Annotated in this window: 19 protein-coding genes and 2 pseudogenes; 8 read left to right on the top strand and 13 right to left on the bottom strand. The window is 59.2% G+C overall.

The features are described from left to right. Positions 1 to 12 precede the first annotated feature (12 nt). The 3 genes and pseudogenes from ACTG2O_RS09090 to ACTG2O_RS09100 form a co-directional block, all read right to left on the bottom strand. A pseudogene (locus tag ACTG2O_RS09090) lies at positions 13 to 2,027 on the bottom strand (transglutaminase family protein). Further along, positions 2,014 to 3,008 (bottom strand): annotated as a pseudogene (locus ACTG2O_RS09095) (DUF58 domain-containing protein). Before ACTG2O_RS09095 ends, ACTG2O_RS09090 begins: the two co-directional pseudogenes overlap by 14 nt. Continuing rightward, a complete protein-coding gene (locus ACTG2O_RS09100; RefSeq protein ID WP_019445229.1) occupies positions 3,008 to 3,937 on the bottom strand; it encodes an AAA family ATPase in 930 nt (309 codons plus the stop codon). The pseudogene ACTG2O_RS09095 and the gene ACTG2O_RS09100 overlap by 1 nt, the downstream one beginning before the upstream one ends. 355 nt (positions 3,938 to 4,292) lie before the next feature. On the opposite strand from ACTG2O_RS09100, the gene ACTG2O_RS09105 reads away from it, so the two are divergent. The 3 genes from ACTG2O_RS09105 (at position 4,293) to dtpB (ending at position 8,662) form a co-directional block, all read left to right on the top strand. Further along, positions 4,293 to 5,465 carry an MFS transporter gene (locus ACTG2O_RS09105; RefSeq protein WP_429189617.1) on the top strand — a complete coding sequence of 391 codons (1,173 nt, stop codon included), beginning with the start codon at positions 4,293 to 4,295 and terminating at the stop codon, positions 5,463 to 5,465. A gap of 18 nt (positions 5,466 to 5,483) precedes the next feature. After that, on the top strand, positions 5,484 to 6,446 hold the full coding sequence (gene yidZ, locus ACTG2O_RS09110; RefSeq protein ID WP_139493771.1) for an HTH-type transcriptional regulator YidZ: 963 nt from the start codon (positions 5,484 to 5,486) through the stop codon (positions 6,444 to 6,446). A 710-nt stretch (positions 6,447 to 7,156) separates the two neighbouring features. Then, positions 7,157 to 8,662, top strand: a complete 1,506-nt coding sequence (gene dtpB, locus ACTG2O_RS09115; RefSeq protein ID WP_236292011.1) for a dipeptide/tripeptide permease DtpB — start codon at positions 7,157 to 7,159, stop codon at positions 8,660 to 8,662. A gap of 57 nt (positions 8,663 to 8,719) precedes the next feature. Here dtpB and ruvX read toward each other — a convergent pair whose 3' ends face one another. From ruvX to metK, 7 genes are all read right to left on the bottom strand, one after another. Further along, a complete protein-coding gene (ruvX, locus tag ACTG2O_RS09120) occupies positions 8,720 to 9,142 on the bottom strand; it encodes a Holliday junction resolvase RuvX (protein ID WP_005343821.1) in 423 nt (140 codons plus the stop codon). A gap of 43 nt (positions 9,143 to 9,185) precedes the next feature. Further along, positions 9,186 to 9,740, bottom strand: coding sequence for a YqgE/AlgH family protein (locus ACTG2O_RS09125; RefSeq protein WP_005349793.1), 555 nt, complete (start codon positions 9,738 to 9,740; stop codon positions 9,186 to 9,188). Between the two features lie 200 nt (positions 9,741 to 9,940). Next, complete coding sequence (gene gshB, locus ACTG2O_RS09130) at positions 9,941 to 10,891, bottom strand: glutathione synthase (RefSeq protein ID WP_181269117.1); 951 nt, start codon at positions 10,889 to 10,891, stop codon at positions 9,941 to 9,943. A gap of 93 nt (positions 10,892 to 10,984) precedes the next feature. Then, entirely contained in the window at positions 10,985 to 11,716 is a 732-nt protein-coding gene (gene rsmE / locus ACTG2O_RS09135) for a 16S rRNA (uracil(1498)-N(3))-methyltransferase (RefSeq protein ID WP_439975628.1), read from the bottom strand. Between the two features lie 119 nt (positions 11,717 to 11,835). Next, entirely contained in the window at positions 11,836 to 12,540 is a 705-nt protein-coding gene (locus ACTG2O_RS09140; protein WP_021229195.1) for an endonuclease, read from the bottom strand. A 73-nt stretch (positions 12,541 to 12,613) separates the two neighbouring features. Then, entirely contained in the window at positions 12,614 to 13,141 is a 528-nt protein-coding gene (locus tag ACTG2O_RS09145; protein WP_439975629.1) for a SprT family zinc-dependent metalloprotease, read from the bottom strand. Positions 13,142 to 13,209: 68 nt separating this feature from the next. Continuing rightward, entirely contained in the window at positions 13,210 to 14,361 is a 1,152-nt protein-coding gene (metK, locus tag ACTG2O_RS09150; protein WP_005338519.1) for a methionine adenosyltransferase, read from the bottom strand. A 349-nt stretch (positions 14,362 to 14,710) separates the two neighbouring features. Between metK and tkt the strand changes: the two genes are divergently transcribed. Together tkt and ACTG2O_RS09160 are read left to right on the top strand one after the other, a co-directional pair. Further along, complete coding sequence (tkt, locus tag ACTG2O_RS09155) at positions 14,711 to 16,702, top strand: transketolase (protein WP_005338517.1); 1,992 nt, start codon at positions 14,711 to 14,713, stop codon at positions 16,700 to 16,702. A 135-nt stretch (positions 16,703 to 16,837) separates the two neighbouring features. Further along, a complete protein-coding gene (locus tag ACTG2O_RS09160) occupies positions 16,838 to 17,371 on the top strand; it encodes a transcriptional regulator (protein WP_181269114.1) in 534 nt (177 codons plus the stop codon). 179 nt (positions 17,372 to 17,550) lie between these two features. Here ACTG2O_RS09160 and ACTG2O_RS09165 read toward each other — a convergent pair whose 3' ends face one another. Both ACTG2O_RS09165 and ACTG2O_RS09170 read right to left on the bottom strand, forming a co-directional pair. After that, a complete protein-coding gene (locus ACTG2O_RS09165) occupies positions 17,551 to 17,772 on the bottom strand; it encodes a zinc-binding dehydrogenase (protein WP_439975630.1) in 222 nt (73 codons plus the stop codon). A gap of 132 nt (positions 17,773 to 17,904) precedes the next feature. After that, positions 17,905 to 18,933 (bottom strand): NAD(P)H-quinone oxidoreductase, encoded by a 1,029-nt coding sequence (locus ACTG2O_RS09170; protein ID WP_439975631.1) that lies wholly within the window; start codon positions 18,931 to 18,933, stop codon positions 17,905 to 17,907. Positions 18,934 to 19,068: 135 nt separating this feature from the next. On the opposite strand from ACTG2O_RS09170, the gene ACTG2O_RS09175 reads away from it, so the two are divergent. From ACTG2O_RS09175 to ACTG2O_RS09185, 3 genes are all read left to right on the top strand, one after another. Next, entirely contained in the window at positions 19,069 to 19,941 is an 873-nt protein-coding gene (locus tag ACTG2O_RS09175) for a LysR family transcriptional regulator (protein ID WP_323895560.1), read from the top strand. Positions 19,942 to 20,086: 145 nt separating this feature from the next. Then, positions 20,087 to 20,950: a glyoxalase III HchA gene (gene hchA, locus ACTG2O_RS09180; protein ID WP_100646575.1), complete on the top strand. Its 864-nt coding sequence runs from the start codon at positions 20,087 to 20,089 to the stop codon at positions 20,948 to 20,950. Next, complete coding sequence (locus ACTG2O_RS09185) at positions 20,947 to 21,669, top strand: PA1136 family autoinducer-binding transcriptional regulator (RefSeq protein WP_439975632.1); 723 nt, start codon at positions 20,947 to 20,949, stop codon at positions 21,667 to 21,669. The genes hchA and ACTG2O_RS09185 overlap by 4 nt, the downstream gene beginning before the upstream one ends. A gap of 57 nt (positions 21,670 to 21,726) precedes the next feature. On the opposite strand, the gene ACTG2O_RS09190 is transcribed toward ACTG2O_RS09185, so the two are convergent. Beyond that, the gene (locus tag ACTG2O_RS09190; protein WP_439975633.1) at positions 21,727 to 23,007 is read right to left on the bottom strand and encodes a RidA family protein; all 1,281 of its coding nucleotides are present in this window, start codon (positions 23,005 to 23,007) and stop codon (positions 21,727 to 21,729) included. Positions 23,008 to 23,984 lie beyond the last annotated feature (977 nt).

Below are 23,984 nucleotides of genomic sequence, written 5' to 3' on the forward strand. Positions count from 1 at the left end.
CTCCCCCTTCTTTTATGAGCCGCTCTTCGGCGGCTGATCCCAGTGCTGGACGAGCTGTCTGACACGCCGTCGCAACTGGCGCCAGCAGCGCCCTTGTTGCCGTTCGCTGAGGGGGGCATAACGCCAGAGTCGATAGAGCCACGCACTCTTTAGCAGGGAGTGGGCAAGGTCGGGACGCAGCCGTGCCAGCCGCTCGCACCATGTCCCATGCTCTCGGCTGGCTGGGGTGGGTAGCCACTGCGTTTGCCCCGTTTGAGCAGGGGCTGCCAGATACGCCGCTCTGACGGCAGGCGGGCGGGCAACAGCAGGGGCAGGCTCACCAGCAGGGCGACCAGCATCAGGCTGGCGAGGATCAACCAGGGAGTGTGTCCCGCCAGTGCGGGCCAGCGCAGGCCGATTTGTTGCCAGAGCTGACCCGCATCGTAACCAATCACCCAGCGACTCCACTGGTAGTCGATATTGTTGCCCCACCAGCGTAGTTTATTGAGCAGGGCCCAGTTGCGATAACGCTGCAAAGCAAGCGGGTCGGCAGCGGTAAACTCGTCGCTCAGCGCTTCCCTCACGCCGCCTTCAATACGCTCCGGTGCCACTGCCGCAGTGGGGTCGATTCGCCGCCATGATCCCTCTTCATCGAGATACTCTACCCAGGCGTGAGCATCGAACTGGTGTACCGCCAGATAGTTGCCCCTTGGATTCCACTCACCGCCGAGATAACCGGTGACCAGCCGTGCCGGAATACCGGAAGCGCGCAGTACGAAAGCGGTCGCCATGGCGTAGTGGCCGCAAAAGCCGCGCTTGGTATCGAACAGGAACTCATCCACCCCGTCACTGCCAAGCCGTGGCGGGGTCAGAGTGTAGTAATAGGATTGGCTGCGAAACTGCGCGAGCAGGGCGGCGACCAGCGCGCTGCGATCCGGATAGCGTGCCGCAAGCTCTTTGCCATAGGCTCGCGCTCTTGGGTTGCCTCCGGCTGGCAGTTGCTGGTTGCGCTGGGCGGCTTGGCTATCGTCCTCTGGCTGCGCTTCGCCGCGGCCAATGCGATAGCGGATCGCCACCTCACCGCTCCCCTGACGATAGAGGGTGTCGATGGGGGTGATCAGCACTGGTCCAGTCAGAATAGTCGGTTCACTCATGGCAAAGGCCCAGCGGTGGCGCTGGGGCTCGGCGATCACCTCGTAGCTCCCGGCGGGTAACGGACTATCTGCCAGCTGATTGCTTGCCCGTGAAGATGATGCCAGAAGGGTGAGCCCGGTTTGCACCGGCACTGTCCGTTGCCACGTTTTTACCTCGGGGCTCAGCAACCAGCGTTGGCCATCGAAAACCTCTTGGCGCATTACCGGAAAGTAGCGCTCGCGGGCCGGGGGCGGGCCATCGGCAAAGGTGACCCGAAAGGCCAGTTCCGAGGAGTTGACCAGTTCGCTGATATCGCCGGGTGCCAGCTCTTCCGAGAGGCCCGACAGGGCACGGCTGGTGGTGGGCATCTGCCAGAGGGGCGGGAGCCTTGGCAGCAGCAAAAACAGGGTGATAAGCAGTGGAAGCGCCTGCAGCAGGGTACCACCCGCACTGCGCCAAGGCCGTTTCTGTTCGGGGGCGACGGCGGTCACCAGCGCGGTTACTGCCAGCCAGAGTGCTACTGTCATTCCGGCCGTCCAGCCGATGCTCTGTCGCTGCACCAGCGCCAGCGCGATAAGAAAGAAGGTGAGCAGCAGCACCAGCTCGATATCCTGCTCGCGCCGTACCTCGATCATCTTGAGGCTATAACCGAGCCAGAGCAGATTGATCAGGGCGGGCAGGGTGCCCAAGCCACGCCACTGTAGTCCCAGCAACAGCACAGTAGTGATGGCCAGCAGCGCCAACCCGCGGGCAGGCAGGGGCTGCCAGCCGCGCCACAGCATCATGGCCCGGACGCCGAGGGTGATGGCGCCCACTGTCACTACCCAGAGTTGCAACTGGGGCCAGAGCGCAGCGACCAGCAGCAGCTGTTGCAGGGCGATGAGTGGCAGCAGGCGGCGGTTATCGAGCAGCATCGGGCGTGCTCTTCGGTGGTGTGGCATCGAACTGGGCTAGTGCCAGCAGGCAGCGCTGCACAAAGGTGGCGCCACTATCGGGCCCCAGCGTCTGGTTTGCCAGCGTCAGGGTGAAGGGGATGCCCCGCTTGCCGTAATCGGCGCACCACCAGGCCAGCACCGCCAGCCGCTGCTCCAGATCCCCGCCTGCGACCCGCGGCAATGTGAGGTGAGTGTCATCCTGCTGAGGTTCATGGAACTGTTTGGTCAGCAGGCCGCGCCCTTGGGCAAGTTGCTTCCAGGCGACTCGGCTCAGTGGCTCACCGGCCTGATGTGTCCGCAGGGTATCAAAGTCACCGAGGGGAGCTGGCGCGGGCTGGCCCTGATGCCCTTCGCTTTCGGTCGCATGTTCCCCTCTTAGCGCCCCGAACGCCGGTTTGGGGGCGAGCCAGCCCTCCAGTTGCAAGTCCAGCAGAGACCAGCAGCGAAACAGGCCGAGAGGGTAGCGGCTCTCAACCCGCAATCGACCAAGGTGCAGTGGCCCACGGCGCGAGCCCGATACTGGCAGGATAACTGTGCTGGGCACAGCGTCGGCCTGTGCCAGCCAGAGGGTGCCTTCGTTGAGGCTAAACCGGAGCGCCTGCACCGGGCGCGGGCTCTGCACCAAGATACGGATAGGTAGCTGGCTACCCGCTTCCCCAGCACCAGCGGCCCACCCAGCAGTTCCAGCCCCAACAGGTTGCGGTGGGTGAGCCACATGGCGGCCATAAACAGGCTGCCGAGGCAGTAGGCCACCAGCAGCACCAGATTGTTCTGGTAGTTGGTGCCGAGCAGATAGATGGCGAGCAGCACCAGCAGATAGAGCAGCCCCATGCGGGTGGGGAGGATAAAGAGGCTGCGGGTAGCCAGCGTGATCTGGCGGGCCGGGGGAATGCGACGGTCGAGCCAGCGTCGTTGCCAGCGGGCTCGCCACTGCTGCCAACGGTTTAGCCATTTTCTCATCAGGGATTGTCCGGATCGACCTTGGCCAGCAATCGCTGGCTCAGGGGGCAGGCTTCGCCGTGCTGTACGCCAAAGCTGCCCCGCAGCCGATGCTCGGCCACATAGGGGAAGACTGCCTGCACATCCTCTACCGTGACAAAGTGCCGCCCCGCCACCAGCGCCCAGGCCCGGCTCACCGCCAGCAAGGTCTGGGCTGCACGGGGGGAGAGGGGCTGTGGCAGATCCCCATCAAAGCGGCTCTGGTGCACCAGCGCCAGCAGGTAGTCGAGGGTGGCATCGGAAACATGGATAGCATCACCTTCCGCTTGCAGGGCAGCCAGCTCGGCGTCATTTAGCATGGCGGGCAACGGGTCAGTCGGTTGGTTGCCCCGCAGTAGCTGGCGCTCCGCCTCTCGCGGCGGAAAACCCAGCGAGAGTCGCACGGCGAAGCGGTCGAGTTGGGACTCCGGCAGTGGATAGGTGCCCGCCTGATCCGCCGGATTCTGGGTGGCGATGACGAAAAACGGATCGGGGAGGGGATGCGTATTCCCCTCAATGCTCACCTTGCCCTCGGCCATCGCCTCCAGCAGGGCGCTCTGTACTTTGGGGCTGGCGCGATTGATCTCGTCCGCCAGCAACACCTGGGTGAAGATGGGGCCGGGGTGAAAGTGAAATGTTTGCTGCTGGGGGTCAAAGATCTGCAACCCCAGCAGGTCGGCGGGGAGCAGATCTGCGGTGAACTGCATCCGCCTGCATGCCAGCCCCAGCACCTGCGCCAGCGCGTGGGCCAGGGTGGTTTTGCCCATGCCGGGCAGATCCTCGATCAGCAGATGACCGCGCGCCAGCAGGGTCACCAGCGCGATTTTCAGTTGCAGCGGCTTGCCCAGAATGACTTGCTCCAGTGCCGCCAGCAGCCCGGCAATCTGCTCTTCTCTCTTCATTCCCTTCATACACATTTCCTGTATTGCGTCGCACCTACAGCTTATACGCCCGCAAGGGCGAAGGCGGATAACAGACGGGTGGTAAAAGTGCAGTGCAGGGATGGTTATGAGCGGGAGGTGACGCGGTTTATTAGTGAGTCTGCTCGATTCAATATGGCCGCTTAGGCACGCAACTTAATATGATATTTCCTGATTGGAATGTACCGATCGCCATCTCTTCACTAGGTGAGGGCGGTGGGCACCCATATAGTTGCCCCATTGCGACGCGCTGCGTTGCTACCTTTGTCACCACCTTGCCCCGCCATTGTTCGCCTGTCGCTGTGATCTGGCAGGCATCGGCACGCCAATCTGTTATGGAGCATCCATGCCTGTATTCCTGTTGTGCACTTTTCTGATGATCATTCTCTATCCGGTCGGGATCGATCTCTATCTGGTGGCGGTGCCCCAGATTGCCGATGCCCTGCAGGCGAGCGAGGCGCAGATCCACACCGCCTTCTCCATCTATCTGTTCGGCATGGCGGCCACCGTGCTGCTGGGCGGGATGATTGCCGATCGCTTCGGGCGGCGCTGGGTGGTGCTCGGGGGCGCCCTGATTTTTGTCCTCGCCTCGCTGGTGGCAGGCAGCGCAGAGGGGATAAGTCAGTTCTATTTCGGTCGTTTCTGGCAGGGGGTTGGGGCCGGTGCGCTCTATATCATGACCTTTACCGTGCTGCGGGACGTGCTGTGTCAGGAGCGGCTGGCGATGGCGCTCTCGATGATCAACGGGGTCATCTGCGTGATCCCGGTGCTGGCGCCGGTGCTCGGTTACCTCATCCTGTCACATTTTGATTGGCGCGGGATCTTCGTGGCGATGGCGCTGGTGGCGGCCGTTAGCGGTCTGGTGAACTTGCTTCTGCTCAAGGAGACCCGCCCGGCGCGGCAACCGGGCAGTGGCGCGGCGCTGCCTTTTGCCCTGCTGCGCTCGCCGCGCTTTATGCTGCTCTCCCTGCTGACCAGTGCCAGCGTGACCGCCATTCTGGTCTATGTCAGCGTCTCGCCGCTGATCCTGATGAAGGAGTTTGGCTTCACTACCGAGCAGTACTCCATCGTGATGATGGTGATGGCTGGCGTGAGTATGTCCACCTCCTTCCTGACGCCGTTGCTGTTGCGCTGGCTGGGCAAACAGAAGGTGCTGGCGGTGTCTCATCTCTCCTATCTGCTGGCGGCGTGCTCACTGATCGGCAGTTGGCAGACGGGGGGCGATATCCATCTGCTGCTGCCGGGGTTTGCGCTGGTCTGTGTCGGCTTCTCCTGTGGCTTCGGGGTGGCGATGGGGGAGGCGCTCGATGGTTGTCAGCATAACGTGGCCTTTGCCAGCGCGGTGCTCTGCATCATGCAGATCAGCCTCTCCGGCCTCTATATCTGGCTGCTGGGTCAACTTGGCTTTACTCCGTCCGAGATGCTGATCTGCGCCCTGCTGCTGGCATTGCTCAGTTACCTGGCTGTCAAAGGGCTGTTACCATGGCTCGCGCTTCGTGAAGCGCGGTCGCAGGGCTGATGGAAGATGAGAGGGAATATGCGCAATCTGGGTGAACTCGATTTGAACCTGCTGGTGGTCTTCAAGTACCTGATGCAGGAGCGCAGTGTGGCAGGGGCGGCCAAAAAGCTCTGTGTCACTCCGTCGGCGGTGAGCAAATCTCTGGCCAAATTGCGGGAGTGGTTTGACGATCCCCTGTTTGTGCGGGTGCGGCAGGGGTTGCAGCCCACCAACCTCTCCCTGACCCTGGAGGAGGAGCTGAAGGTCTGGTTCCAGCTCACCGACAGCATCACCTCGCTCAATAGCGAGGCGATCCCCGACGGTGCCCGCTTCACCCTGGTGATGGAGTCCCCCTTCTACATCAGCTTCCTGAGCGATCTGCCCATGACCATCTACCAGAAGTACCCCAACTCGGTGGTCAGGATGCTGGGGTGGGATCACCACTCCCTCAACGACATCGTCAATGGCGATGCGGATCTCGGCTTCTGCGCCCGCGAGACCCATGGCCGCTCCCAAGCCAAGGTCAACCGCTTGCCCTACTACATCGATCACGAGGTGCTGTTCACCGATCGCCCGGTGGTGTTCCTGCGCAAGGATCACCCATTGCTCGGGCAGAAGTGGTCGCTGGAGAACTTTCTGGCCTGCCCCCAGATCAGCATGGTGTGGGAAGCGAACGATACCTGGGCCCTCGACAGTCTGCTGGAGGACGAGGGGCTGAAGCGGGAGGTGCCCATCATGGTCTCCAGCTTCGAGCAGGCGCTGCATATTGCCTCCCAGTCGAGCCATGAGCTGATTGCGGTGGCCCCTTCCTACTGCGGTGGTTATGCCAGTCGGCATCATGGCAATCTGATCGCCATGCCGCTGCCGTTACCGGAGAAGCTCTACGCCCAGCTGGAGATCGCCTTCATCCTGCTGTGGCACAAGCGGCACAATCAGGATGCCAAGGTGATGTGGCTGCGCAACGAGATCCGGCGGCTCTACAACGACGAATCACCACGCTAATGTGAGCGTGACGGTGCCCATCGATCAGCCGGAGCCATCAGCTTCGGCTTTTTGTTGTCGCATCGCCCTGATGAGTGGGCTTTGGCACGACTTAAGTGCCGAGTTCGGGTTCAAGCTGTGTGCCATTCAACTATCTTTATGCACATATTGGCCTTGGTTGCACGTCTCGAGTGAAGCTCTTTTCACGAAAAAAATTCATGTGGTTTCATTAGAAAACTTCACTGATGGTCACTTTTAAAGTGTGATCGACCATTAAGTTCCTGTATTTGCAGTGATATAGCATGACACCCCTTGGAATGGCGGGGTTAGATAGCGCCTGTGTAGTGTGATAGCCAGTAGAGCGCGGAGTGAGCCAGCCCCACAGGTCGTCTGTGGCCATATCATGCCCCGGCTATCTGGCCACCAGCCATGAGTGACGGAGCAGAGGGGAATAAGCATCAAGGTTGATAAACCGGCTTGAGTGAAGGGATGCAGCAAAGGTAGAACCCGGAGCCGGTAACTGTACTGGGAGACGCCACTCACCATCCCCCGATAACCCCTAATTGAAACTGGCTAGATGAAAAACACCTTTCATCGAACGGGGCGCGTGCACCCAAAATAGCCAGATTGGCAGGCTGACTGTGCTCCCCGTTATGGCAATGGCGGGCAAAAAATAGTGCGGCAGCCACCACCAGATTAATAAAAATAAATCTCAGCAAAGGCAGGTTGATATGCGTCCAGCAACAGCACCCACCGGGTTGTTACAACAACCAAAACCCTTCTTTATGATATTTTTCGTCGAACTCTGGGAGCGCTTCGGTTATTACGGCGTGCAGGGGATCCTGGCGGTTTTCTTTGTGCAGCAACTGGGGTTTTCCCAAGAGCAATCCTTTATTACCTTCGGTGCCTTCTCGGCGCTGGTATATGGTCTGATCTCGGTCGGTGGCTATGTCGGCGACCATGTGCTTGGCACCAAGCGCACCATGGTGCTGGGGGCCGTGGTGCTGGTGATAGGCTACTTTATGACCGGCCTCTCTATCTACAATCCCGACCTGATTTTCTATGCGCTAGGCACCATCGCGGTCGGTAACTGTCTGTTCAAGGCCAATCCGGCCAGCCTGCTGTCAAAATGCTACCAGCCAAAAGATCCGCGGCTGGATGGGGCGTTTACCCTGTTCTATATGTCGATCAATATCGGCTCCCTTATTTCCCTCTCGCTCGCGCCGGTGATTGCCGATCACTACGGCTATACCGTGACCTATAACCTGTGCGGGGTGGGGCTGATTATTGCGCTGCTCACCTTCTTTGCCTGCCGCAATATGGTCAAGGATATTGGCTCCGAGCCGGATCACCTGCCACTTAATTACAGCAAGTTGCTGCTGGTTATATTGGGTTCGGTAGCCATGGTCTTCTTCTGCGCCTGGCTGATGCACCACGTGGTGATCGCCAACATGGTGCTGATGACGGTAACCATCGCCGTGGTGATCTTCTTCTTTCGCGAGGCGTTCAGGCTCGACACCGTGGGCCGCAACAAGATGTATGTGGCCTTCGTGCTGATGCTGGAGGCGGTGCTCTTCTATGTGCTGTATGCCCAGATGCCGACGTCTCTGAACTTCTTTGCCATCAACAACATGCACCACGAAATGCTGGGCATGAGCGTCAACCCCATCAGCTTCCAGGCGCTCAACCCCTTCTGGGTGGTGGTGGGCAGCCCGGTACTCGCGATGATCTATACCCGGATGGGCAGTAAGGGGCGGGATCTCACTATGCCGCTCAAGTTCACCCTCGGGATGTTCTTCTGCTCGCTGGGGTTTTTGACGGCGGCAGCATCCGGCTGGTGGTTTGCCGATGAGCAGGGGCTGACCTCCCCCTGGTTTATGGTGCTTATCTACCTGTTCCAGAGTCTGGGCGAGCTGATGATCAGTGCGCTGGGGCTGGCGATGGTCGCCGCGCTGGTGCCGCAACGCCTGATGGGCTTCATTCTCGGAATGTGGTTCCTGACTCAGGCGATGGCGTCCCTGCTGGGGGGCTATGTGGCGACCTTTACCGCCGTGCCGCAAGGGATGACGGATCCGCTGCAAACTTTGCCCATTTACACCGGCGTATTTGGCAAGATCGGGATGGCGACCCTGCTGATTGCGGTGGTGATGGGGCTGATGGTGCCCTGGCTCAACCGGATGATGAATGCGAACCCGACAGAGGCCGAAGGGCTGGTAGCGGGACAATCACAGGCGTAATGAGGGGATTGTGCGAGACTAGGCAAGGGCGGCGACCCTTGCCTTGCTGTTGATGGCTTAGTTGTACTGCTCTTCCATCCAGGCTTCGACGATCAGCTGCGCCGATACCCCGTCCACACTGCCTTTTTCCAGTGCGCGATAGCCGCCTCGCTCAAACAGCCGGGCGCGGGCATCGGTGGTGGTGAGTCGTTCATCCTTGAACTCCACCGGCTTGCCGAAACGGCCATGCAGCCGGTTGCCGAATTTGCGGGCCCGTACCGTGATCTCCTGATCGGTGCCATCCATGTTCAGCGGCAGACCGACCACCAGCAGGTCCGGTTGCCACTCCTTGAGCAGCTTCTCAATCTCGTCCCAGTTGGGGATGCCGTCGTTGGCCTTGAGGGCGCGCAGAGGCTGGGCTGTGCCAGTCAGCTCCTGACCGATGGCGACGCCAATGCTCTTGGTGCCATAGTCAAAGCCCATGATGCTGCGTGATGACATAACTGATAAATCCTCGAAATAGAGAGCGGAGCGGGCCAGCCGATCAGCTGTGGCCGATATCGCTGGAGAGGTGAACCGGGTTCACCCCTATGCTGGCGGCAGCTTGCTGCCAACGTTTGTGAATGGGGGTCTTGAACACCAGAGCCGGATTGGGGGGGATCACCAGCCAGGCGCCATCCACCAGCTCCTGCTCCAGCTGCCCGGCGCTCCAGCCGGCATAGCCAAGGGCCACCAGCCAATGGGCAGGAGCCTCGCTCGTACCCAGAGTTTCCAGAATATCCTTGGAGGTGGTCACCATCATCTCATCCCCCACCTGCAGGGTGGAGTTGAAACCGGGTCGGAAGCTGTGCAGCACGAAGCCGCGATCGGCGTGAACCGGCCCCCCTTGCAGCACCGGCTGCTTGAGTTCCGGGTTGTTGGGCGGATTGAGCTGGAGCTGGGTCAGCATGGTTTCCAGCGACATCTCCACCGGAATGTTGACGACCAGTCCCATGGCGCCCTCTTCGTTGTGCTCGCACAGATAGACCAGCGAGCGCTCGAAGTAGGGATCCGTCAGGCTTGGCATGGCAAGCAGGAAGTGATTTTGCAGTGTTTGCATAGAGGCCAAATAGTGCAAAGGTATTTGAGGTCAATTATGGCAGTTGATCCCCATGGGAAAAACCGCTTTTTGGGCTGGGCGAGATCCCGCCCCTTTCCGGATTGTCTTGAAACAGAGAGGGTGGCGCCGGGCCACCCTCTCTTTTTCCGGGCTTGTCGGGGGCGGTTACCCCTCAACAGGCCGGTTAGCCTTCCTGGTGATTATTTGCCCAGCCGACGCTCGATGGCATCCATCAGCATGCCGGTGATGTGCACATCGAAGGCGGCTTCAATCTCGCGAATGCAGGTCGGGCTGGTGACGTTAATCTCGGTCAGCCGATCGCCGATGATGTCGAGACCGACGAAGATGAGGCCCTTCTCTTTCAACGTCGGGCCCACCGCGCGGGCGATAGCCCAGTCGGCTTCGCTCAGGGGGCGGGCCTCGCCACGGCCACCGGCCGCCAGGTTGCCACGGGTCTCACCTTGCGCCGGAATGCGTGCCAGGCAGTAGGGTACCGGTTCGCCGTCCACTACCAGTACCCGCTTGTCGCCATCCTTGATAGCGGGCAGATAGGTCTGCGCCATGCAGTACTGGCTGCCGTGGGCGGTCAGGGTCTCGATAATCACGCCGACGTTGGCGTCATCTTCCTTCATGCGGAAGATGGAGGCGCCGCCCATGCCGTCCAAGGGCTTCAAGATCACGTCTTTGTGCTTCGCGTGGAAGGCGCGTAGTTTGTCGGCGCGGCGGGTGACCAGCGTGGTCGGGGTGTGCTCGGCAAACCAGGCGGTGTAGAGCTTCTCGTTGGCGTCACGCAGGCTCTGCGGCTTGTTGACGATGAGGCAACCCTCATCCTCGGCCCGCTCCAGCATGTAGGTGGCGTAGATAAATTCGGTGTCGAACGGCGGATCCTTGCGCATCAGGATCACATCGAGGTTGGAGAGGGGCAGATCGACCACCTCGCCCAGGGTGTACCAGTCGGCATAGTCATATTTGACGGTTAGCGGGCGCATGGTGCCAAAGGCGCGACCGGCTTCCATGTAGAGATCCTTCATCTCCAGATAGAAGAGTTCATAGCCGCGCTTTTGCGCCTCTTCGAGCATGGCAAAGCTGGAATCTTTCTTGATGTTGATGGCCGAGATGGGGTCCATCACGATGCCGAGTTTAATGGTCATCCGCTGTTCCTTTTTAATGGCTCGATAGGGTTGTAGGGGCGATTAGCGCAGCGTAATCGTCCGCTTGAGGCTGCGTCGATGCAGCCTATTTTATCAAGCGAGATCGCCAAAGCGGCACTGCAGCGCAGTAATCGCGGTCAGGGCGGCAGTTTCGGTGCGCAGCACCCGCGGCCCCAGCAGCATCTCTTTGAAATCTTCCTGCACGGTACGGGCGATCTCGTCGCTCGACAAGCCCCCTTCCGGGCCAATCAGCAGGCGCACACCGTGCTCGGGAACGGGCAGGGTGTTGATGCTGTACTCGGCGCGCGGGTGCAGGTTGAGCTTGAGCTCTTTAGTCTCTTCCGCCAGCCAGGCGTCCAGCTCCATCGGCATGCGCACCTCTGGCACCACGTTGCGGCCGCACTGTTCGCAGGCGCTGATCACCACCTTCTGCCACTGTTCGCGCTTCTTCTCCAGCCGGTCTGCCGGCAGCTTGACGCCGCAGCGCTCGGAGAAGAGCGGGGTGATGCAGGTGACGCCCAGCTCAACCGATTTCTGGATGGTGAAGTCCATCTTGTCGCCACGGCTGATCACCTGACCCAGATGAATGGCCAGCGGTGACTCCACCGATTGGACGTCGCAGCTGTCGATGGTCACTTCCACCGACTTCTTGCCGACGCTGGCGATGGTGGCGGGATATTGATTGCCATCGCCGTTGAACAGCTCGAGCTGCTTGCCCGGCTGCATGCGCAGTACCCGGCCGATATGGTTGGCGCCGTCTTCCGACAGGGCGATGGTCTGGCCAACTTGCAGGGTGGCCGGTTCATAGATACGTGGAATGCGCATGGCTGCTTGTCAGTCTCTTGCTTGGAAACCCTTCATATCCTGCTGCGAGCAAGGCTCACGCGGCAGTGGGGAAGGGCCTCATGATAGGAGGGGCGATCCCCCTCCCTGGTCAAATGGGGTTATTGGCACTGCTTTTCAATAAAGGGATTGGTATTGCCCTGCAGTTTGCCGATGCGGCGATTGCGCTCGCACTCCCAGCCCTCTGCCGGGTACTGGCGATCCCAGGCTTCAAACAGTTTACGCTGTTGCGCTGCCAGACGCAGCCCATACTGCTGGCTCATGTAGAGGTAGGCGCGGGCAATCTGGCCCCGTACCGGCCCCTTGGGCGGCTGCACCCGACGATCCTTGAAATCCACCAGCATCTGGCACTGGCCATACTGATCCGGCTTGCCGTTCCAGTCGGAGAAGCGGTAGTTGGCTCGATCGCCGTTCACCTCGCCAATGGCGGGGAAGAGGTTGTGCATGTCCCCCTCCATCTTGTTGAACTCGGGGCTCGCTTTTTCGCAGTTTTTGCGACCGCCATCCTGCCAGCACTGCAGCTGGTGGCCGAACTCCCAGGCTGGTACCACGTGTTCCCACTCGATGCGGGCGGCGCGTTTGGCCTGCTTGCGCGGCTCATAGCCGCAACTGGCGAGATCCGGGCTCATCTTCTTGCCCTGATAGTCGATGTCACAGCCGCAGTAGAAGGTGGTGACCGCAGGCTGGCTGCGATAGAGCTTCACCAGATCCTGCTTGGCTTCGCGAAAGGTCTGGGCGTGCAGGGGGGCGCTGAGCAGCGGTAAACCGGCCAGCAGGGTCAGGGCGAGGGAGGAGATAAAACGCATGGGATTCCTTGCAAACGGGGTGATTGACGAACGATGGCGGGCACCCTACCACAGGGGCGCGACACAAGCTGGCTTACTGCTCTGACTCCGGCCGTTCCCGCTCCAACGGCTGCTTGCAGCGGCGGCAGTGGTAGCGGGCCTCGCCGCGCACCACCTTGTTGTGGCGGCGTATCGACAGTTGATGCTGCTGGCAGTGACAGCGATAGGGCACGGTGCGCTGGGCCAATACTGCCAGATCGAAGCTGTGGGTGGTTCTGGGCTCAAGGCCGAACACCTCCCGCATCACCGATTGCCACTGACGGCCGTGGGGCAAGACCCGGTTTTTGCCACGCCCGTCACCCCATAGGGCGTAAACCAGCAGATGGGCCACCTCGTGGGGCACCACCTCATCCAGAAACGCCTGCTGGTTGGCCTGATAGAGGGCGGGATTGAAGCGCAGCTCCCAGGTTTGCAGCCGCGCCGATCCTGCCGCCCGGCCCCGCATATTGCAGTAGATCCGTGGGCGGGGGAAGGTGCGGCCAAGGCGCGCCTCGGCCTGCACAAAGCAGGTTTCTACGCGTTGTTGCAGCAGGGTGACAAGCTGGGAAGGGGTGGCAGACATCAACATCTCGTCAGATAGCGGATAAGCAAAAGGGGAGCCAGGCTCCCCTTTTATCACAACAGCGAGCCTTACAGGCCAGCGGCAGAACGCAGCAGTTCGGCCTTGTCGGTCTGCTCCCACGGGAACTCGTCGCGACCGAAGTGACCGTAGGCAGCGGTAGCCTGGTAGATCGGGCGCTTCAGATCCAGCATTTCGATCAGACCATACGGGCGCAGTTCGAAGTGCTCGCGCACCAGCTTGACCAGCAGCTCTTCGGCGACCTTGGCAGTGCCGAAGGTCTCGACGCTGATGGAGGTCGGCTCGGCCACGCCGATGGCGTAGGAGATCTGGATTTCACAGCGATCGGCCAGACCGGCGGCAACGATGTTTTTGGCAACGTAGCGGGCGGCGTAAGCTGCGGAGCGGTCAACCTTGGACGGATCCTTACCGGAGAAGGCGCCACCACCGTGACGAGCCATGCCGCCGTAGGTGTCGACGATGATCTTGCGACCGGTCAGACCGCAGTCACCCATCGGGCCGCCGATAACGAAACGGCCGGTCGGGTTGATGAAGTATTTGGTGTCTTTGTTGACCCACTCGGCCGGCAGCACCGGCTTGATGATCTCTTCGCGTACCGCCTCAACCAGATCCTTGTGGCTGATGGATTCGGCGTGCTGGGTAGACAGAACAACTGCATCCACACCGATGATCTTGCCTGCGTCGTCGTAGGCGAAGGTCAGCTGGCTCTTGGCATCCGGACGCAGCCACGGCAGGGTGCCGTTCTTGCGCACTTCAGCCTGACGCTTCACCAGCAGGTGAGAGTAGGTGATGGGGGCCGGCATCAGCACGTCGGTTTCGTTGGTGGCGTAGCCGAACATCAGGCCCTGGTCGCCAGCGCCCTGCTCCAGCGGATCGCTGCGGTCAACGCCCTGGTTGATGTCCGGGGACTGCTTGCCGATGGCGTTCAGCACGGCGCAGGAGTCAGCATCGAAGCCCATGTCGGAGTGGGTGTAGCCGATTTCACGTACGGTATCACGCACGATCTCTTCGATATCAACCCAGGCAGAGGTGGTTACTTCGCCGGCCACCATGACCATACCGGTCTTGACCAGGGTCTCGCAGGCAACACGGGCCTTGGTATCTTGCTTGAGGATGGCGTCCAGTACCGCATCGGAGATCTGGTCCGCAATCTTGTCGGGATGGCCTTCGGAGACCGACTCGGAAGTAAACAGCTTTGCCATGATAAGAGTCTCAGCTTGTCTGGGTTATCGCCACGGCAATAACCGGATGAATGGGATGGTGTAGAGGTATCTACATCTGGACGTCTATTTTAATTAGCGCCCCCCCCGATTGCCAGCACTATTTTGTCGCGCAGTGTCCAATGGGTCACAAGCGGTGCTCTCCTATCCCGAAAGGGATGGAAATCAAACGTTTTTCTCTGGTTGCTTTGGTCAATAGAGGGCAAGAAAAGCGATTGTCCTCCCAAAGCCACTTTATTCATCCAGATAATATTTGCACGCCGCGCGCCCTGCTGGGACAATAACGCGCCTTAATCTTGGCCATCAAATGAAGCAATCGCAGGAGATTCAGATGCCTTCTCGTAAAGAGCTTGCCAATGCCATTCGTGCATTGAGTATGGATGCCGTTCAAAAAGCCAACTCCGGTCACCCGGGCGCCCCCATGGGAATGGCGGATATCGCCGAAGTGCTGTGGCGTAGCCACCTCAGACATAACCCGAACAACCCCAAGTGGGCCGACCGCGACCGTTTCATTCTCTCCAACGGCCACGGCTCCATGCTGCTGTACTCCCTGCTGCACCTCTCCGGTTATGACCTCTCCATCGACGATCTGAAAAACTTCCGCCAACTGCACTCTCGCACCCCGGGTCACCCGGAGTACGGCTATGCACCGGGCGTTGAAACCACCACTGGCCCGCTGGGTCAGGGCATCACCAACGCCGTGGGTATGGCGATCGCCGAAAAAGCCATGGCTGAGCAGTTCAACCAGCCGGGCCACGACATCGTTGACCACTACACCTACGCCTTTATGGGCGACGGCTGCCTGATGGAAGGTATCTCCCACGAAGCGTGTTCCCTGGCAGGTACCCTGCAACTGGGCAAACTGATCGCGTTCTGGGATGACAACGGTATCTCCATCGACGGTCACGTTGAAGGTTGGTTCACCGACGACACCGTCAAGCGTTTCGAAGCCTACGGCTGGCACGTAATCCCGGCTGTTGACGGTCACAGCCCGGAAGCTATTAATGCCGCCATCGAAGCCGCCAAGGCCGAGACCGGCAAGCCGACCCTGATCTGCTGCCGCACCATCATCGGTTACGGCTCCCCGAACAAATCCGGTTCTCACGACTGCCACGGCTCACCGCTGGGCAACGACGAGATCGCCGCGGCTCGCGCCTTCCTGAAGTGGGACCACGCGCCGTTCGTTATCCCGGCCGATATCGCTGCCGAGTGGAACGCTCAGGAGAAGGGTGCTGCACTGGAAGCCGACTGGGCTGCCAAGTTCGCCGCCTATGAAGCCGCTCACCCGACGCTGGCTGCCGAATTCAAGCGCCGCACCGCTGGCGAACTGCCGGCCAACTGGGCTGCTGAATCCGCCAAGATCATCGAAACCCTGCAAGCCAACCCGGCCAAGATCGCAACCCGTAAAGCGTCCCAGAACTCTCTGGAAGCCTTCGGCAAGCTGCTGCCGGAGTTCATGGGTGGCTCTGCCGACCTGGCTCCGTCCAACCTGACCATGTGGTCCGGCTCCAAGTCCCTGACCAACGACGATGCCTCCGGCAACTACATCCACTACGGTGTACGCGAGTTCGGCATGTCCGCCATCATGAACGGTATCGCCCTGCACGGTGGTTTCATCCCCTACGGCGCTACCTTCCTGATGTTTATGGAGTATGCCCGCAACGCCCTGCGCATGGCCGCCCTGATGAAGCAGCGCGCCATCTTCGTTTACACCCACGACTCCATCGGTCTGGGTGAAGATGGCCCGACTCACCAGCCGGTTGAGCAGATCGCCTCCCTGCGTCTGACTCCGAACATGAGCACCTGGCGTCCGTGTGACCAGGTTGAATCCGCCATCGCCTGGAAACACGCCATCGAGCGTACCGACGGCCCGACCTCTCTGATCTTCTCTCGTCAGAACCTGGCCCAGATGGATCGTACTGCCCAGCAGCTGGCCGACACCGCCAAGGGTGGCTACGTGCTGAAGGATTGCGCCGGTACTCCGGAGCTGATCCTGATCGCCACCGGTTCCGAAGTGGAACTGGCCGTTGCCGCCTATGAGCAGCTGACTGCCAAGGGCCGTGCCGTGCGCGTGGTCTCTCTGCCGTCTACCGACGTGTTCGACGCTCAATCTGCCGAGTACAAAGAGTCCGTCCTGCCGTCCTCCGTCACCAAGCGCGTGGCCATCGAAGCTGGCATCGCCGACTACTGGTACAAGTACGTCGGTTTTGGCGGCAAGATCATCGGTATGACCACCTTCGGTGAGTCCGCACCGGCCGAGCTGCTGTTCAAGGAATTCGGCTTTACCGTGGAAAACGTGGTTGCGACCGCTGAGTCCCTGTAATAGCTGAATATTGGGCCTGACAGGCCCAATAACTTGAATAAGAAACGCCTCCCATTGCAAGATGGGGGGCGTTTTATTTAGCTATTAATGTTAAAAATGTTTATCTGATTCAAGAGTTAATACCAGGGGCGTTTTATGCAGGCAGAAACAGAAATCATTGAACTATCTGAATTTCTGTTGGAGTTCAATAAAGAGAGTGACCGAGGGGCTGTGCTTAATGCAGCCGCAGTGTTAGATGACTGGCTAAAAAATATTCTTGAGTCATTTTTTGTTAAAAACAAATCAGGTAGTGAACTTGTGAGTGGTTTCAATGCACCACTTGGAACGTTTGCCGCTAAGGTAACTGCTGCTCATGCGCTCGGTCTTATTGAAGAAAGTGAGTATCATGAGATAACTATAATCCGTAAGATTAGAAATGAGTTCGGTCATAGTTGGAGGGGGGTTGATTTTTGTTCTGGTAAGGTACTAAATCTTGTGAGCCAGTTACCTTGGTGTGGCCCAGATGAGCTGGAATCAAATTCAACACCAAGAATGCGCTTTAATTTTTCTATAGCAATATTACTGTCAGATTTAATGTGGCGTTCAAGATTGGTTGAAAAAGAACGTAGAAAGATTAAGTCGTGGTCAAATAAGTCAAGAAAGTCTGTAGGTTCGATTAGCGAAGCGTAATCGGACGTTCGCGTTCTTTAAGACGATGCCATAAAAATAATATCCCTTCCTGTTACCAAAAAAGAGACCGGTATATGGCCGGTCTCTTTCTTATTTCAACAAACCTTACGCCTGCGGCGGGGTACTGTCCGCATTGGATATCATCGCATCCACCTCGGCCTGCTCCACTATGGGCTTTATCAATCTGACGACAACGGCGCCATGGTTAATACCAGCTTGCCGATATGACGGCCTGAATCCAGCAAATGGTGGGCGGCGGCGGCCTCATGCAGCGGGAAGGTCTGGTAAACCTGCGGTTTGACCTCGCCGCGTTCGATAAATGGCCAGCTCGTAGGTTCGATTAGCGAAGCGTAATCGGACGTTCGCGTTTTTAAGACGATGCCATAAAAATAATATCCCACCCTGTTACCAAAAAAGAGACCGGCTATCAGCCGGTCTCTTTTTATTTATCGCACCCCTTACGCCTGCGGCGGGGTGCTTTCAGCACTGGACATCGCCACATCCCACCTCGGCCTGCTTCACTGTGGGCTTTATCAATTTGACGACAAGGGCGCCATGGTTAACACCAGCTTGCCGATATGATGGCCTGAATCCAGCAAATGGTGGGCTGCGGCGGCCTCATGCAGCGGGAAGATCTGGTAAACCTGCGGTTTGACCTCGCCGCGTTCGATAAATGGCCAGACATGAGTTTGCAACTGGGCAATCAGTTCGGCTTTTTCTTGCGGAGTCCGCGAGCGCAGGGTGGATCCGATATGGGTCAGCCGCTTTTGCAGCATGGGAAACAGATCCAGATTGGGGGCGGCGCCCGCAATAATGCCGATCTGGACTATGCGGCCATTGATGGCGGCCGCCGCATAGTTGCGCGCGACATACTCCCCGCCAATGATATCGAGAATGATGTCGGCGCCATGCCCATCGGTGGCTGCATGCACTGCCTCGACAAAATCCTCCTCCTTGTAGAGCACGGCCACATCCGCGCCCAGCTTGATGCTGGCGGCCTGCTGCTCGGGTGAGCCGACCGTGGTGATGATTTTGGCGGCGCCAAATGCCTTGGCCAGCATGGTGGCGGTCGTGCCGATACCGGAGGCGCCGCCATGGATCAAGATAATGTCCCCTTTTTTAAACTGGCCCCGTTCAAACATATTTGACCAGACCGTCATAAAGGTTTCCGGCAGCGCCGCGGCTTCGACAAAGCTCAATCCGGGCGGCAGGGGCAGGACATTGCTCTGGTGGGCGACGCTGTACTCGGCATAGCCGCCACCCGAAATCAGCGCTGCGACTTTGTCGCCAACCTTGAGATGCTCCACCTGCTCCCCCTTGGCGACCACGACCCCGGCGACCTCCAGCCCGGGAATATCCGATGATCCTGCCGGAGGCGGGTAGAGCCCTTTGCGCTGCATCACATCCGGCCCATTGATGCCGGTCGCATAGTGCCGGATCAAAACCTCATCGGGCTTGGGCGCAGGTGTGGCGCGGGTGGTCAGTTGCAAGACATCGGGGCCACCTGGCTGGGTAATCTCTACCGCGCTCATGGTGGCGGGAATGGAATAGGCGTTATGCATCAGCGGCTCCTTGTAACGAGGTGATATGAGGTTCCCCGAGTGGGATGAGCACCAAGATAGTGGAGATTACTGATGAATAAACGCAGTATTATCCCTCACCTGTAATGCAAAAATGCATTTCAATCGGGAGTCGTGATGAACTGGGATGATGCGAAAATTTTTCTGGCGTTGCATCGGGAGGGGAGCCTGAGGGGCGCCGCCCGTGTGGTCGGGGTCGATCAGGCCACCATTGGCAGGCGGATTGCCGCACTGGAGCATCGTCTGGCGGCCACGTTGTTTCTCCGCACATCCAAAGGATATGTGCTGACTCATGTCGGAGAGATAGTGCTGGCCAGCGCTCAGCAGATGGAGCTGGCGGCCATTGATTTTGTGCGAGCGGCGCAAGGGGTCGACAACCGCCTGGTTGGGGAGGTCAGCGTGGCGACCACAGACACCCTGGGGATGGATTTCCTGATACCAGCTCTGACCGAGCTGCATCAGCGTTATCCCGATATCAGGGTCATCCTCAATACCTCGACCCAGGTGGTCAATCTGTCGCTGCGGGAAGCGGATATCGCGATCCGGACGGTGAAGCCGGACAATCCCGACCTGATTATTCGCAAGCTGGCCTCCTGGCCGGTCGGGTTGTATGCCTCCGCTGACTATCTGGCTCGCTATGGCATTCCCGAAGCGGGCACCGGTTTTGCGGGCCATTCGCTGGTGGTGTATGAGCCCCACTGGCAGAGCGCTCGCTCGCCAATGATGCTCGAAGAGGCGGCCGAGGGGGCCACGGTCGCTGCGGGAGTCAATACCAGCCTGATGCTGCGTCAGGCCCTGTTGATGGGGCTGGGGCTTGGCGAGGTAGCGGTTCCGCTCGCAGAGCAAGCCGGGCTGGTGCGGGTCTGGCCCGAGCGGCAGTTACAGCAATCCTACGATGTGTGGTTGGTGACCCATCAGGATGTGCAGCATGCCGCGCGGGTCAGGGCGGTCATGGATGCCATCGTCAGGGCATTTGCCGCGATGGCCTAAGTCTGGCGGGGATTCTGTTCAGGTTTTGTCGCAGCGCTGTCACATCCCTTGCCATAGTCATAGCGGTTGAGGGAAAACCCTCATTTACTTGGTCTCTGACAGTCAATACTGTGAGACCGAGTCCACCACTACTGGAGCCTGACCCATGACCGACATGCTTGTTGACGATAAACAACCGACCCCGGATCCGGCAGAGCAGAATGCCTTCTTCCCATCGCCCTACTCCCTGAGCCAGTTCACCTCGCGCAAATCTGACCTTGCCGGGGCCGACTATCCCTCTCCCTATCGGGAGGGGCGCTGGAAGATCCTGCTGATCGGTGCCGATGAGCGTTATCTGCCCACCGACAACGGCACCCTGTTTTCCACCGGCAACCATCCGGTCGAAACCCTGCTGCCCATGTATCACCTCGACAAGGCGGGCTTTGCCTTTGATGTGGCCACCCTTTCCGGCAATCCGGTCAAGTTCGAGTGGTGGGCCATGCCCGGCGAAGACGAAGAGGTGCTGGGGCTCTATGGCAAATATCAGGCGCAGTTCCGCCAACCGGCCAAGCTGGCCGATCTGCTGAAAGAGGCGCTGGCCGCCGACTCGGACTATATCGGCGTCTTTATTCCCGGCGGCCACGGCGCCCTGATGGGGCTGCCGGAGAGTGCCGAGGTGAAAGCGCTGCTGGAGTGGGCGATGGCCAACGATCGCTTCATCATCTCCCTCTGTCACGGGCCTGCTGCGCTGCTGGCGGTGGCCAATCCAGAGACCTTCGCGGGCTACAAGATCTGCGCTTTCCCCGATGAGCTGGATGCCCAGACCCCGGCAATTGGCTATATGCCTGGCCACCTCACCTGGAAGTTTGGCGAGAAGCTCAAAGAGATTGGCTTCGAGATCGTCAACAACGGCATCTCGGGAGAGGTGTGCCGGGATCGCAATTTGCTGACCGGTGACAGCCCGCTGGCAGGCAATAACCTCGGCAAGCTGGCCGCTACCACCTTGCTGGAGGCGGTTGCCAAGCGATGAGGTTGTCGTCATCGCCAGCGAATGCATTGCAGGTCGCGGTGGCGCTGGAAGGCTGCCAGCGGCTGGAGGAGATCCAGCAGCTGGTGCGCGCTTTTGCCACCCCGCTGGGGTATCACCGCTTTGCGCTCTTCTCCATCAGTGCCAGCGAGGAGGGGGTGGTCGAGCACCTCTATTGGCTGGAGGGGGAGTGGCTGGAGAGCGGCGAGGCGGTCGACCTGCATGCCTATATGCGCGAGTGTCCGATGGCGATGCATATCAGGGAGCGAGACCAGCCCTTCTTATGGAGCAAAACGGTTGGTGCCGTTGGCGAGCAGTACCGTATCGTTCGCCAGCCTGAGGGGCCGGGCCGACATGGCTTGCAGGTACCCGTCTATGGGCCGTTGGGACTGGAAGGGGCGATGAGCTTTGGTGGCGATCAGATCGATGCCAGCTCCCACACTCGGGTTGGCCTTGCGCTGATCGCGGCGGCGGCTTTTCATGCAGCTCGTCGGCTGATGGAGATGCCGGTAGCGGGTCACGAGCGTGGGCTCACTGGGCGCGAGCGCGAAGTGCTGGAGTGGGTCTCCCGGGGTTGGCGCCATGCCGATATCGCCACCACCCTGAAACTCTCGGTGCGCACGGTTGAGAACCATCTGCGCAGTGCCCGCCGTCGACTCGGTGTGGCCACCACGGCAGAGGCGGTCAGAGTGGCGATCAGGAACCGCGATATCGAGGGCTGAGGAGCCATCCCTTTGTCAGGCATGTAAAAAGAGACCGGCATATAGCCGGTCTCTTTTTTATTTACCGCAACATGACACCTGCGGCGGGGTGCTTTCCGCGTTGGACATCACCGCATCCATCTGCACCAGGGCACCGGCGGGCAGTTCGCTCACGCCAATCACGGTGCGGGCAGGCAGATAACCCGGGAAATATTTGGTGTAGATGGCGTTGACCGCATCCAGATCCGCGATATTGCCGAGCTGGATATTGACCTTGACGATATCGTCCATCACATGGCCGATGCTCTCCACAATCGCCTTGATATGGCTGAGGCACTGGGCGGTCTGCTCTTTGACACAGCCAGCCAAGATCTTGCCGGTGGCGGGGTCTATCGGCAGTTGGGCAGAGAGATGGTTGTAGTGGGAGAAGGCGACGGTCTGGCAATGGAGCGGGCTGCGCGGTGCCTTGTCGGTATTGCGCGGGCGGATCACCAGATTGTGTCTGTTTTCCACCAGTTGCGGCGGGGTGCCGTCACCGTGGGAGATGACCGCATCCATCTGCACTAGCGCCCCCATGGGCAGGGCGGCGGCACTGACCACCGAGCGGGCAGGCAGATAGGCCACGGCGCGGGCGATGGCGGAGTCGGGGAAGAAGGTGGTGTAGACCTCGTTGACGGCTTCCAGATCGGCCAGATCGGTCAGATAGACGGTGACCTTGACGATATCGTCAAACGGCACGTCGATACTCTCCAGCACCGCCTTGATATTGCGCAGGCACTGGCCCGCCTGCTCCTTGATGCCACCGGCGACCAGTTGGCCCGAGGCTGCATCGACCGGCAGTTGCGCACCGATATTGTTGTAGTGGGAGAAGGCCACGGTATGGGTGGAGAACGGATTGTGCGGCGCCTTGTCACTGTTGCGGGCGAGCTTCACCAGCGGGCAAGGATCTTGCGGGAAGGTACCTTCGCCGTTGGAGATGATGGCATCGATCTGCACCAGCGCACCCAGCGGCAAGGCGGCGACGGCGAGGGTGGTGCGGGTCGGCAGATAGCCCGGGAAGAATTCGCGATAGACGGCGTTGACCGCCTCCAGATCGGCCATCTCTTTGAGGAAGATGGTCGCTTTCACCATATCGTCCATCACATGGCCGATGCTCTCGATGATCGCCTTGAGGTTGCTCAGGCACTGTCTTGCCTGCGCGGTGACATCGCCACTCACCATCTTGCCGGTGGCCGGATCGACCGGCAACTGGGCCGAGATATTGTTGTAATGAGAAAACGCCACCGTTTGGGTGCAGGGGCCCAGATCCTGGGGTGCATGGGGGGTATTTCTTGCCGACTTGATGATGGTGCCACTCATAGATATTCCTCTTTTTAATATTTGTTGTTTATTCAGGTACAGGTTTACCCCATCTCGTTGTACGCCACGGCCACTGCGCCAACGGCGGCATCCCCGGTTATTATTTGTGATCCACTCAATTACTGAGAGGAATAAGGGAGAAGAGGACAGGGTAGATATTTCAGACGCTGCGATTCTATGAGTGGCTATCAGGGGTTGCAAACCGCTGATTGCATTTCTATGAGATGGCTCAATGGGCGCAAATTTAATCATATTGCTATTCAATTCACCCGAAATAGGAGCCAATTTGTGCGCAAATGGTGCCGAACCGGCGGACAGCCTTGCCCTGACTGGGTTTGTTCTCCCCCTCTTCGGGATATTGGCGTGTGAATAAAGGGTTAATATTATGCGCCGATGTGCAAATAATGCATATTATGGTGCATGGATATCTGTTTTCAGCTCTTTTAAGGGGCTATGAAAATTCCCGTGAATATGCATATCCACCTTATTAAAGATACCTCTGGAATATAATTCACGGCTTTTGCATTCCTCTCTGTTAACGATTATTCCGGCATACTCGATGATGCCTTACTGGCAGCCGGGATCTGTTATTAACGCCATAAAATTCTATGCCATTAATTTGCACGGCGGATCTGCTCCTGCTGCACAGGAGTGGGGAGCATGGCGTTGGCGTTGGCGTTGGCGTGACGGAGTGCGGGAGCTGTGGTGCTGGATGAGGGTGGGGAGGTGGTGGCAATCCGCTTCTCTTCACGCCGGTTGCATCCCCCGATGGGTGGGGTTGCCCCGCGTCGTCGCTTTTTCCACTTTTTGTGGCTTTGTCTGATCTCCCTCTTATCTTTGGCTGGTTGTGATGATTGGGATGGTTTTCAGGGCTCGAGAACAGTTCAGATGATTTCGCAGGAATAAAGTTCAATGTGCTGTTTTTAAAGGGAAATGCGTCAAAAAATGGATTTATCGACCGCTTCTTATTGTTTCTT

Source organism: Aeromonas sp. 61P (assembly GCF_051919545.1).
Lineage (GTDB): Bacteria > Pseudomonadota > Gammaproteobacteria > Enterobacterales > Aeromonadaceae > Aeromonas > Aeromonas veronii.